This is a genomic window from Nostoc sp., assembly GCF_036917615.1.
Taxonomy (GTDB): Bacteria; Cyanobacteriota; Cyanobacteriia; order Cyanobacteriales; family Nostocaceae; genus Nostoc.
In genome coordinates this window covers 248,218-261,483 of record NZ_JBALCZ010000031.1, presented here as the reverse complement: position 1 = coordinate 261,483, position 13,266 = coordinate 248,218, and the positions used below count along the sequence as shown (strand labels likewise).

The 13,266-nt window shown below is 41.1% G+C and carries 6 protein-coding genes; 3 read left to right on the top strand and 3 right to left on the bottom strand.

Annotated features, from left to right (window positions below; all coding sequences use genetic code 11):
- Positions 1-98: 98 nt before the first annotated feature.
- On the bottom strand, positions 99-1,979 hold the full coding sequence (gene scyA / locus V7K85_RS12435; protein ID WP_334813968.1) for a scytonemin biosynthesis protein ScyA: 1,881 nt from the start codon (positions 1,977-1,979) through the stop codon (positions 99-101).
- Positions 1,980-3,733: 1,754 nt separating this feature from the next.
- On the opposite strand from scyA, the gene V7K85_RS12430 reads away from it, so the two are divergent.
- Together V7K85_RS12430 and V7K85_RS12425 are read left to right on the top strand one after the other, a co-directional pair.
- Positions 3,734-5,713 carry a scytonemin biosynthesis sensor histidine kinase gene (locus V7K85_RS12430; RefSeq protein ID WP_334813967.1) on the top strand — a complete coding sequence of 660 codons (1,980 nt, stop codon included), beginning with the start codon at positions 3,734-3,736 and terminating at the stop codon, positions 5,711-5,713.
- A 141-nt stretch (positions 5,714-5,854) separates the two neighbouring features.
- Positions 5,855-6,742 carry a response regulator transcription factor gene (locus V7K85_RS12425; protein ID WP_334813966.1) on the top strand — a complete coding sequence of 296 codons (888 nt, stop codon included), beginning with the start codon at positions 5,855-5,857 and terminating at the stop codon, positions 6,740-6,742.
- Positions 6,743-6,963: 221 nt separating this feature from the next.
- On the opposite strand, the gene V7K85_RS12420 is transcribed toward V7K85_RS12425, so the two are convergent.
- Together V7K85_RS12420 and V7K85_RS12415 are read right to left on the bottom strand one after the other, a co-directional pair.
- Positions 6,964-8,166 carry an AAA family ATPase gene (locus V7K85_RS12420; protein WP_334813965.1) on the bottom strand — a complete coding sequence of 401 codons (1,203 nt, stop codon included), beginning with the start codon at positions 8,164-8,166 and terminating at the stop codon, positions 6,964-6,966.
- Positions 8,167-8,480: 314 nt separating this feature from the next.
- Complete coding sequence (locus tag V7K85_RS12415; RefSeq protein WP_334813964.1) at positions 8,481-8,642, bottom strand: hypothetical protein; 162 nt, start codon at positions 8,640-8,642, stop codon at positions 8,481-8,483.
- Between the two features lie 326 nt (positions 8,643-8,968).
- On the opposite strand from V7K85_RS12415, the gene V7K85_RS12410 reads away from it, so the two are divergent.
- Complete coding sequence (locus V7K85_RS12410; protein WP_334813963.1) at positions 8,969-13,261, top strand: non-ribosomal peptide synthetase; 4,293 nt, start codon at positions 8,969-8,971, stop codon at positions 13,259-13,261.
- Positions 13,262-13,266: the final 5 nt, after the last annotated feature.

Here is a 13,266-nt window from a genome sequence, read left to right as displayed (position 1 = left end):
AAGTGCGGATATATTAATCCGAATCTATGTTGCAAAGTCCGCTTGATTCAGGTGTCTTAGTGTTTAGAACAATTGAATGAGATTGCAAGTTTTTAAAATCAAACCATTGGAAATGAAACTTGCTTAACTGGACTTTTAGCCGGACTTGATTTGACTCCTTGTGCTGCCAAACTTTTATTACGTCCACCAGAAGGTGCTGGTCGATCAGCGTCAATCACTACATCAATTAGAAAGGGAACAGTTGAAGCGATCGCTTGTTCTAATGCTGGTTCAATATCTGACTCTCTGACGACTACGATCGCTTCTGCTCCCATACCGCGAGCAATCATGGCGAAGTTTGTTGGTGGAATCGTTGCGTCTGCACCCTTTAATCCCAATATTTTCATCCCTTGATGACACATGTTGTAACGCGCGTCGTTGAGTACAATCCAGACGGCGGGGATTTTGTGTTTCACAGCTGTGCTGATTTCGTTATTCATCAGCATTGCCCCATCGCCAACAATACCTACAGCCTTGCCATTGTTCGCCAGCGCTGCACCCAACACTCCTGTGACGGCGTGACCCATTGCCCCGACTCCGGTGCTGACTCGGTAACGATTGGCTTGGGCAAATTGCAGTAGATGAGTTGACCAAGTAAAGGAGTTACCGCACTCTGCCATGACTACGGCATCGCTACCCTCAACAATTATTTTTTGAATTGCTGCCATCAATACTTCTGGTCGCACTGGATAATCTACGTCTGGAGCCGGTTCAATTGGTTTGTGTTCTGGACGAGGTAGGGAGATTGTGGAACGAGGAGCATCTGGTAATTGCTGCAACAACTCTTGCACAAAGGCTTTGATCTCAGACCGAACCCCGAAAGTTTCAACGTGTGGATACGCCACTCCTGGTACTTCTGGGTCAATATCTACATGCACAAAACCTCCTTTTGGAACTAGCGCCGGACTCCAGAAGGAAGTTGGTTCACTAAGGCGGCTTCCCAATACGAGTGTGCGTAGTGGAGGTTGCTGTTCCATATAAGTTAAGACGGAAGCATGACCGCCTAAACCTGTAACACCCACAAACTGGGGATGATCTTCGGGGAAGATACCTTTACCACGGGGTGAACACATGACGGCTGCTCCAGTTTTCTCAGCAAGTTGGCGGATTTCGTCTGCCGCGTCACGCGCACCGAAACCAACCCAGATGGCAAAGGGGCCAGATGATAATAACTCTACAGATTTAGCGATCGCTTCTTTTGAAGCAGTCATCGCAAACGGAGAAACATCTAGTTGGGGTAAAGCTATATCCTCAACGAAACTTGTCTGCACACTGGTGGGAATACTCAAATGGGCAACAAATCCGCCTGGTTGCGCCAAAGCCAGAGCCAGTTTGCGGAAAATCTGCGGGAGTTGAGCCGCAGATTCAATAGTGATTGCATAGTTGAATAGCGCTCCTGAGGTAAAAATTCCCCCACTGGGCAATGTGTAAGTGCTGGTTTCTTGAATTGCCCAGCGTCCACGCTGCGGTGCTGAGGTGCAAGCCGACAGCAAAATCACCTTTGCACCTTCACCACGAGCCGCAAATAATCCGGTGAGGGCGTTGGTGATCCCTGGCCCGGCTGTGGTAAAAACTACAGTAGGGCGATCACTAGCAAAGTATGCTTCAGTCGCTGCAAATGCTGCTCCTGCTTCATGGCGGAAGTTCAACACCTCTATACTGCTATTCGACAGCGCACCCCAAAGGCTTGCCATCGCACCGCCTGCGACACCAAAAGCGTAGCTTACTCCCAAATTTTCCAACATCTGAGCGATCGCATCGGCAACTGAGAGCGTTGGGGCTGTTTCGTTGGCTAAAAAAGGCTGAATTCCCCTGTTATTCTTCGATTCATCAAGCGTACGGGAGTCAGGAATAGATTCTACACCGCTGTGTGCTGGAAATTCCTTGTATGGCTCAGTGGTGATTAGAGGAGAGTTTGAACCAGTATAGTTTTGACTCATTGGTTTCACGTAATTACAGAAAGTTACACAAAGGCTTTTTAGTTTATAATCATAGCGGTAGCAATATTTAATACAAACAACTCTGTTGCTTTTACAGCTATGACCTAGTTTTATCGATTGTAGAAACGGTTAATCGCTGCTAATTGATGGTTGTGAGCGCACTACCAAAAATTTTTGAAAAGCATACAGCAATCAAGACTGTGCTTCTTGTGATCAGAATAAAGGAGATAAATACTGTTGTGCAATCAAAAATCTTTTGATGGGGATGTCAAATTTTTCGCTGTTATTGTGATGACAACAGTACTTATGTAAGTTGGCGGCGAAAAACTAAATTATGTAAAGGTATATAAACTAGCAACTAACCTGAATTCAAGTACATCTGAGAATCTTTACATAGCTTGATTATAGTTAGCTTTAATAGCACCGATATACTTACTAAACCGCTTGGTGAGGTTCTTAACTTGTGAGAGTTACTATGATGAAAACTTATTTGCAATGAAAAATATTTTGATTGGGGTGTCAATTCTTTCGCTTTTATCGTGATTGCGACATTTCCAACTTAGTCACTTTCAACTGGAGTTTAGACTAAAAGTCAGCGATCACTACTAATACCAAGTTGCCAAAGTTAGTATTGTTTAGCATCTAAGCGCTGCTGGAGTAGCTTTCAAGCAAATAATACTATCTATAGCAATCCGATTTTATTCCTGAACTTACTTGCGTAGAGAGGCAATAGGCACTCTTGCAAGAAGCAAAAGGAAAGAAAGCAAAGCTCTTTGAGTTGTACTGAGTCTTGTTCAAAAATCAAAGAGGAATCCTATATCACAACTTGGTATAAGACACATCACCAAATTTATAATAGAAAATCTTTTGATATAGTTGTCAATTCTTTTGCTTTATGACTTAAACAACTGTTATATTTTTTTGTCAAGCTTATTTAGGGAAGCCAGCCCCATAATCACACAGTCTGGTCTTATCCTAAGTGATTCAATAGGAATGAATGACTTTTTGTTACACATTTATTGTTAATTTATACTTGCTATATAAATAAAGCGTTTCTTTGTGAAAAAATAAACATAATACTATACCTAATAATATACGTATTTATTTAATATTAATGTACTCCTTTAGACGGATGACCAAGCATATTTCTCTATAGTTGAATTACTGAAAGAGTAAGTTAAGATAAATTAAAAAAATAAATTAATGAGTAAAATTATGCTCATTAAAGCCAAGCCCAGCACTGCAAATTTATTTATGTTGAGAATCAAACGACTTTACATCAATAGTTCGCCAAAGTCCTTGGTGCAGGAAAGGTTAAAAGATAAAAATTTTTATTCTTTAACCTTTCCTTAGTCGAAACCCAGCAATTTTAGGTTGGGGAACCATTAGTTATCTGGTGCAGCACTAGTTTAAATTTAAAATATTTTTTCTACTTATAGATTAAGAGTTTAAAACTCTTAATCTATAAGGTCTATTGACTAATCGGAATTTGGTTTGTCTAAGTTTTGTGTTGTCATAAAAGCTGTTTAAGTTAAAAATAAATTCTAAATATTTAGTTTTTTTTAGGAAAATTTAGTTCAATAATTCCCTTTTTATTGATATGATAAGTTATGTTAAGTTAGTAATGATTTTTGAATTCACTAACTAATTTTATTCTTTAACAGCATAAAAATGCAACAAAGATTTTAATAAGTTATGAGTATTAACTCATTAATGGCTATCGTGTTGATTGATTACCAGGAGGAATTAGGAATATGAATTCTGGCGAATATACATTAGCTACATCAAGCAATCAATGGGCGCTACAACCAGAAGTAGAGATGAAGTTTGCTCACTTCCTAATAAATCAGGCTGTAGATGCTGCCTTCTGTTTAGGAGCAAACGCGCAGTTTCTTTATGTCAACGATGCTACTTGCCTGATGACTGAGTATTCCCGTGAGGAATTACTTTCTATGAGGCTGCATGATATAGATGTAGACTTTTCTCTACACAATTGGTTAGATATTAGCTCACAGGGTTTCCTTACTTTTAAATCTCGCTACCGGACAAAAGGAGGTCGGATCTTTCTAGTAGAAATATCCATTAGCCATGTAAAACACCAAGATATGGAATTTGGCTGTGCCTTCGCTCGTGAGAAAACTGATGAAATAGTAGAACTGAGCGTGCAAAAGTGGACTGATGAATTAAGGGATGCTAAAGACAATTTGCAACAGGAATTTTCTGAACTTAAGGCAAAAGAAGTAGAATTAGAGACATCTCTTTCTTTACTTCGTTCTACTCTCGAATCTACTGCTATTGGTATTGTCGCAGTTAACTTTGAGGGAGATATTCTGAGCTTGAATCAGAAATTTGTGGATATGTGGCAGATCCCGGCGTCCCTAATACTATCCAAGAAATGTCCTCGATGTAAAGCCTTTTTTGAGAACCAACTTAAAGACCCACAAGCCTTTAGTCGGCTGATTTGGGAGGTGTCTAGCCAATCTGATTTCGAGAGCTACGACATTCTGGAGTTGAAAGATGGGAGAGTTTTTGCACACTACTCTAAACCTCAGTGGCTCGAAGGCAAAATTATTGGTAGAGTGTGGAGTATTTGGGACATTACTGAATCGAAACGGACTGAAGAAGCATTAGGGTTGAACGCAGCTAGATTTCGGACTTTAGCAGAAACGACAGATGCCAGCACTTTTCTGATTCAAGGCACGCGACTTTGCTACATAAATCCAGCAGTAGAAAAACTCACTGGCTATACAACCGAGGAACTGCTAACAGGCTTTGATCTTCGCCGACTGATTAAAAGTAAAAAACGTAGGCAGGTACGCAACCAAGGTCAAGCAGCTAACTTTGAATATCAGGAGATAAATATTTTGACAAAAAATGGCACGGAGCGCTGGCTAGCCTGCGCGGTTGCCATGCTAGATGGAGTGCTGGATTTTGGAGGAAACCCAGTCGAACTGGTTGCAGGCATCGATATTACCGATTACAAATATGCAGAATTAGGTCTTAACCAAGCTTTAGAACAAGCAAAACAACTTAGCGAACTTAGAGCGCGTTTTCTTTCTATGGTCTGCCATCAATTCCGGACTCCGCTAAATATTGTTTCATTTTCTAATAGCTTACTAAAGGAAGAAGTAGACAAACGTACACAGAAAAAAATACAACCATTACTCGATCACATTCAAAAAGCCACTGAACAACTTGGCCAGATGTTGGATGATATTTTGTTCTTCTCTAAAGCAGAATCAGCAAAAATAGACTTTGAGCCAAAACCGCTTGATTTAGTTCAGTTTTGTAATGATTTAGTTGCACAAATGCAGATGAGTGTTAGCCAAATTACGATTAATTTTGTAAGTCAACATAAGTCTCGAATAGCCTGTATAGATGAAAAACTGTTAGAGCCTATTTTGAAAAATTTGCTCGACAATGCAATCAAGTATTCACCCTCACACATAGCAATTGATTTGAAACTCTCTTGCCAAAATGAGAAAGTAATTTTCCAGGTCAAAGATATGGGTATCGGTATTCCATTAGTAGATCAACAAAGAATATTTGAGCCATTTTACCGTGGTAGTAATATTGATCATATACCTGGTACTGGACTAGGACTATCGATTCTTAAAACCCTTCTAGATTTACATCACGGTCAAGTCTCTGTAGAAAGTCAAATTAGTGTGGGCAGTACATTTACTGTGATGTTGCCATTAATCAAATCAGAGTTGACTAATTCCGAGTTATGAGTGTTGAAATGAAGAAAGTTGTTAATTAAAAACTTAACGCTCATAACTCTCGGAACGAAGTAATTAATCTCATGCCTATTTACATACTCACCAAAGAGTCTAGTAAGCAGCTTCTGCAACAAGTTATGGTAATAGAAAGTCATGTCCAAATCGTCAAAGAAAATTCTCGTCATTGAAGATGATAACGTTACCCGCAATCTTTATTTAAAGGGTCTTGAGGCTAAAGGTTTTGATACGATAGGTGCTGATAACGGTCTTGCTGGTATCCAAAAAGCACAAGAGCGTATACCCGACTTAGTGATTTGCGATATCACGATGCCCGATATGGATGGTTATAACGTTTTAACTACACTACGCCAAGATCCTCTTACAGCAATTATTCCCTTCATTTTTTTGACTGGCAGTACTACCAGAGCAGATGTTCGCAAAGCTATGGAATTGGGAGCAGACGACTATGTTACCAAACCCTCTACATTAGACGAATTGCTCAGAGCGATCACTACTCGCTTGCAAAAGCAAGCTACTCTCCAATATTGGTGCACTATTCAATTCGAGAAAGCTCCAAAATCACCATTTGCAGCTAATACTACAGCAAGCACTGTAGGTGTTGCCGTTGCCGTTGCCGTTGCCGAAGCCTCTGGTAGAGAAGCCATCATCCCTGATTCGTCAATCTTTCCCTGCATTCCGCAATTAAAAGAAGTTTTCGACTTTATCGAAGCCCATTATCATCAAGGAATTACTTTGTGTGATGTGGCTGTTGCAGTTGGTTACTCACCTGCTTACTTAACTAATCGAGTCGCAAAGCAGACAGGAGAGACTGTAAACTGCTGGATTGTCAAACGCCGGATGGCGGGAGCTCGTTCTTTACTCCAAAATAATAATGAGACAGTCGAGAAGATAGCGAAAGCATTGGGTTATCAGGATGTGTCTCATTTCTCCCGCCAGTTTCGCCAACATCACGGTTTACCTCCCCAGGCTTGGCGCAAAGAGCATCAACTTGGGGAGCAAAAACAGGTGACACTTTGGTAAAAGTGTTAACATCAAACCCTAAGAAACATAACCCCTCTAGCCCCGATTCCCGCACTTCGTGCCGCTGCGCGAACGTAGGAAATGGAGGTTTCAAAGCCTCTGGGGAATGGGGGACTCGGTGCCCCCTCTGGGGATTGTGGAAAGAGGAATGGAAGCGGGGTTCTTCGGAAAAGTTTGCGAATTTTCAAATATTCTCTCAGAAGGCGACCGAGTTACCCAATTCAAATAAATAGTTGCGTAAACTCATATATTAAATCCACCCTGCCCTTACGTAACATGGCTGGATCTAATCTTTCAGTAGTGTTGCAAGTCATCAAGACAACTAACCGTTGCTGCATCTGAATACCAGAGTCATCAATTACACTCTGATACAAAGTGCCATCCAGCAAACTCAGAATGTGTTCGGTTTTGTTATTATATTGCGCTACCTCGGAAGCACGATTTTGCGCTAGATTATCAGCTTCGTTAATAACGATACAAATACGCTCTATGTAAGTCGGTGGGACAAAGTTAGCGATCGCATCATGATCTAAAATAAAAATTACATACCCTAAAGGTACAAGAATTTCTTTTGCTACTGCCTGTGTCCAGACTGTTTTACCTGTACCTGGTTGCCCATGTACAACAACCGCTAACTGGTTTTGATTAAGAATCGCTTGCTGTACAGAATCAGTAAAGTTTTGGATATCTGCGGGAAATGTGCGAATGGGAAATTGACTATGAACTTTGCCGACACGACTTTGATATCCACTCAGCATAATTGCTAAGTCGTAAGTCGCTTTGTTAATTAGTGGCGCGAGATTTTTCGCCATTAAACTATATTGTCGTCGTCCGCGATCGTAGGGATCAATTTGCAACCAAACGTCAGACTTCGACCAGTAAGCATAAACAGTATTGATAACGTCTAAGCGTTCCCAACTCACAAATTTATCTGTAGGAAAATAAAAATCTCTTTCTAAGTAATACTGGGTAATAATGTCGGGACTACCCAACACATGTAAAACTCGCAGTACAGTAATTTCTTGCAGTCGGTTAAGAACATAATCAATGGGAATGCTACTACGACTTACAAATTGGACGATGGGCGTTTCCGTACTCAAAACATCTTTGTAGCGATGATCTGGTGATTGAGGATCTGGCGTGATGTAATTCCAAAACTTTTCAACTTCGTAGCGGGTATTATCAGATACAACACTTAATAAATTAGCCCACCAAGCATAATTATTTCGTCCTAAAATATCAGCAACATTACTTGCTAAATTCAAACTTTTTTGACTTAATTCGCGAGAGTCACTGGACAACAGTTGCCACAAAAACCCCCAGTCTAATTCTCGGTGAAACGGTCGCCAACCGCTAGCAAGCAAGCTTTGCCGGGTATTATTTGTAGGAGTGCCTTCATTGCTTCTAAAATAGTCAAAATCCATATTTGTTAGTTATGCAGCGTTAATCGAGTTATTTTGTGTGAAGTATGAGATTTTGAAAAATTTTTCTCGTAATATCAACTAATTGCGTACAAATGGTAATTTTATTTCTAGTGTCCTGTACTGGCTAGGAAGTCTTTTTAATCTAACTCATTCCCTATGTAATATACTATGTTACATAAAAATAACTACCGATGTCAACTTTTTTGACAAAGCAATTGGTAAGTAGGTGCGGGTGATTCAGAAAAGCGCCTGACGGGCTACGATAAGCTAAAGCTGACAGACGATATCTATGAGTTGGTCAAACAGCTTGGTTTTCAACAGATTTTTCGGGTGCTAAACCGCCAAGTAAGGATTATTGCGGCGCTAGCTAAACCAATAGCCAATCCCCACCAAAGACCAATAGCTCCATACTCATATGGATTATATAGCAAGCGATCGCCACCGGAAAGGGCGGGTACGCGATCAGACTGGCTCAACCTTTGCTACTAATAGTTGCAGGAAATTATTGCTCTTGTCAATATAAAGTTGCATATTATGGTTAGTCAATCAATTTTGGATTTTGGATTTTGGATTTTGGATTTTGGATTTTGGATTTTGGATTTTGGATTTATTCCGCCTACTCTTTTACGGAGCATAAACAAAATAATTCTTTCTTCTTTCTTCTTTCTTCTTTCTTCTTTAATCTAAAATTGGCAGTCAAGAAGAACAATCCAATCAGTACAAATAGCTAGGCGATGTGCGTACCGCTCTGCTAACGCGCTCCGATTTGTCCTGTTCCCCCACAACTGTTTGCCATTCACTTATGAGCCAGTATATTCTCAGTAGTCTCACAGATGATGAAGAACTTAATTTTTCTGAAGAAGCAGAGGTTTTCGTTTTTCCTACTTCTTTCGCCCAGCAGCGATTGTGGTTTCTCGACCAGTTAGCACCGGGCAATCCATTTTACAATGTGTCAACAGCACTTCGCCTGACAGGTTCCCTCAACTTCACCGCCTTAAAGCAGACATTCAACGAAATTGTACGTCGTCACGAAACCTTACGCACTACGTTTATTATCATAGAGCAGCAACCAGTGCAGGTGATTCCTGCGGAAAGCTGCGCTAACGCACCCAGCTTAACCATACCTCTTCCCCTAATAGATATACGTAATTTCGACCAAGAACGTGAGACACAAATGCGGCAAATCGCAACCGCAGAGGCTCAACATCCTTTCAATCTCGCCACCGGGCCATTGCTGCGAGTGAAGCTGCTACAACTAGATGAAGCAGAATATCTGCTGCTGCTAAATCTACATCACATTGTTGCTGATGGCTGGTCAATTGGAGTGCTAATTAGAGAATTTGGGATATTATACAAAGCTTTTGTAGAAAATAAGCGATCGCTCTTGCCAGAACTACCCATTCAATATGCAGATTTCGCCCAATGGCAACGGGAGTGGCTGCAAGCAGTGGGGGCAAACAGCACCTCGCCCCTACAAACCCAGTTAGCTTATTGGCAAAAGCAATTAGACGGAATTTCGGTGCTGAATCTCCCCACCGACCGACTAAGACCGGCAGTTCCTACCTACAGGGGTGCAAAACAATTTCTAGAGCTACCACACTTCTTAACTCAAGCGCTAGAGGCACTTAGCTACCAAGAAGGTGTGACCTTGTTCATGATTCTGCTGGCAGTATTTCAAACCTTGCTCTATCGCTACACGCAACAAGAGGATATTACAGTCGGTTCACCTATTGCTAATCGCAACCGTAGCGAGCTTGAAGGATTAATTGGTTTTTTTGTCAATAGCTTGGTGCTACGTACAGATTTCTCAGGTAACCCGACGTTTCGAGAATTGTTGAATCGAGTGCGAGAGGTAACTTTAGGAGCCTATGCTCATCAGGACTTGCCCTTTGAAAAGCTGGTGGAAGAACTGCATCCAGAGCGAGATTTAAGCTATCATCCTTTTTTTCAGGTTGTATTTAGCCTGCAAAATACTCCAATCGTTGCGCTAGAGTTACCTGGGTTAACGCTTTCGCTATTTGAGTTCGACAGCAAAACCGCAAAGCTTGATTTAGAGTTCCATCTGTGGCAAGACTTGGATAGTTTGAAAGGACAAATGATTTATAGCACAGATTTATTTGATGACACGACCATTACCCGGATGCTGGGACATTTCCAAACGCTGCTAGAAAGCATTGTCGCTAATCCAGAACAGCGTCTTTCAGATTTGTCTTTGCTGACTGTGCAAGAACGACAAGAGTTATTAATTGATTGGAATGACACTAAAAAAGACTATTCAGAGAACAAGTGTTTCCATCAGTTATTTGAAGCGCGGATGCAGGAAAATCCCGATGCGATCGCACTAGTATTTGGGGATGAACAACTCAGCTACAAAGAGTTAAATATACGCAGCAACCAACTTGCACATTATCTTCAAAAAATAGGTGTAGAAACCGAATCTTTAGTTGGCATTTGTGTAGAGCGATCGCCAGAGATGATCATCGCTCTATTAGGCATTCTCAAAGCGGGTGGAGCATACCTGCCTTTAGATGCGAGCCTACCTCACGAGCGTCTTAACTTCATGCTAGAAGATGCGAAAGTATCAGTCTTGCTCACTTATTTCTCTTTAGCCCCCCTTTTTAAGGGGAGCCACTGCGGTGAGGCAGCCCCCGTCTTCTCTACGAGACGCTCCGCGAAGGCGGTTCCCGTCGATAGGGGACTGCCGAACCCGAAGGGTCTTGGGGTCTCCCCAAGTGGAGCAAGTGGCGTGGGTTGGGGGGATCTCTTGTCTGTAGTTTGCATAGATGAAGATTGGGCAACTATTACACAACACAGCCAAGAAAATCCAACCAGTTGCGTCACATTTGACAACCTAGCTTATGTTATCTATACCTCTGGCTCAACAGGAAAACCTAAAGGCGTTTTACTTCAGCATCGAGGATTATCTAACTTAGCAAAAGCTCAGATTGAGGTTTTCAACTTGCAACCGAGTAACCGCATTCTGCAATTCGCATCATTAAGTTTCGATGCCTCAATTTTTGAGATTGTTATGGCACTGCAAACAGGAGCAACTCTTTATTTAGCAAACAAAGAATCCCTTCTACCCGGACAACCTTTGCTCCAACTATTGCGCGAAAAAGCAATTACTCATGTCACCCTTCCGCCAGCAGTGTTAGCAGTCCTACCTACAGAATCACTTCCGGCATTGCAAACTATTATTTGTGCAGGCGAATCCTGCACTGATGATATTGTCAAACGTTGGTGGAACTCTCAGCGCCGATTTTTTAATGCTTACGGCCCTACTGAAGCAACAGTTTGGTCAACCGTTGCAGAGATTAGTCCTATAAATGAAAAACCGCCCATTGGTCGCCCTATTGATAACACTCAGATTTATATATTAGATCAGCATTTACAACCTTTACCAATTGGAATTTATGGCGAACTATACATAGGTGGTGAGGGATTGGGACAAGGCTATATTAACCGGACAGAATTAACTAGTGAAAAGTTTATTCTCAATCCTTTTAATCATGAAAAGGGAGCGCGACTTTACAAGACGGGTGATTTAGCTCGGTATCGACCAGACGGTAATATTGAATTTTTAGGCCGCATCGATAATCAAGTAAAAATTCGGGGATTCCGCATTGAGTTATCAGAAATTGAAACAGTACTAAGTCAGCATCAAAGTGTGCAAAAAGCAGTAGTAATTGTTAAAGAGAACATATCTGGCGATAAGTACTTGGTGGCTTATATTATTTCCAATGTAGAGACGCAAAATTTTGCGTCTCTATTACGTAAATTTTTAAAAGAAATATTACCAGAATATATGATCCCAAAAGCTTTTGTAATGCTGGATTCTCTGCCGCTAACAGCTAGTGGTAAAGTGGAGCGTTTGGCGCTAACAGGACTCGACACTCCAACTAGCCGCTCAACAGATAAAGCATTTATCGCTCCTCGGACTCTAACCGAGTCAACCTTGGCAAAAATTTGGGCTGAAGTCCTTAATGTTGAGTGTGTGGGTATTCACGATAACTTCTTCGACTTGGGAGGAGATTCGCTGTTAACTGTACACCTGTTGAAGCAAATACACAAGCAGTTTGAGCGCGAATTACCACTATCTAGCTTATTTTTAAATCCCACAATTGAAAGTTTAGCAACTTCTCTATCCTCAAAAGCAGATTCTCTCCCGTGGTCACCCTTAGTTACGATTCAATCTGCTGGTTCAAGTCCAGCTTTCTTCTGCGTCCATCCAATTTTTGGTGTTGTCTTTCCTTATTACGAATTAGCTGATAATTTGGGAAAAAATCAACCATTTTATGGACTACAACCTATTGGACTTGATGGAAAAAGTTGTCCACTAACTCGCATTGAAGATATGGCTGCTCACTACATTGAAGCATTGCAGAAAGTTCAGCCCAAAGGACCTTATTTTTTAGGAGGTTGGTCTTTTGGAGGTTGGGTTGCTTTTGAAATGGCTCAACAACTCCAAAAGTCTGGGGAAGAAGTGGCTCTACTTGCTGTACTTGACACTTTAGCACCAATTCCGGGCAGTATACCTTCTTTAAGTAATAGTTTTAAGTTTCTTTTGACTACAGTGGTGCGATATATATGGCCCTTTTTGCTCGATTATTTATATCTAATTATTGCTATCACTAAGAATCAAATTAACAGTTTAACCTATCGGTTGACTAATTTTCATAAAATTATGCGAAACTCCTTTTGGGAGTCGCTGACGCGATCGCTCTCAACAAATCTATTCTCTCACCTCATCCTAAAAGAGGATGTCACAGTCAACCTGATATCTGAAGAATCCAAATTAAGACTTTTAAGCGAGTTAGCAATTCGTCCGATGCTTCGTGTTTTCTACGCCAATAGCCAAGCAGTTCTCAACTACGTTCCCCAAGCTTACCCTAAACGAATTAATCTTTTCAGAACAAAGGTTCAGTCAAGCATTGTCAAGGAAGATCCGAGTATGGGTTGGGATCAGCTAATTGTGGGAGGAACGGAAATTCATCATATTCCTGGCAATCATCTAACTATGCTGAAAAAACCCCATATCCAAATTCTCGCCACACAGCTAAAAGCTTGTATTGAGAAAGCACAAAATTTAAAATAAGGATC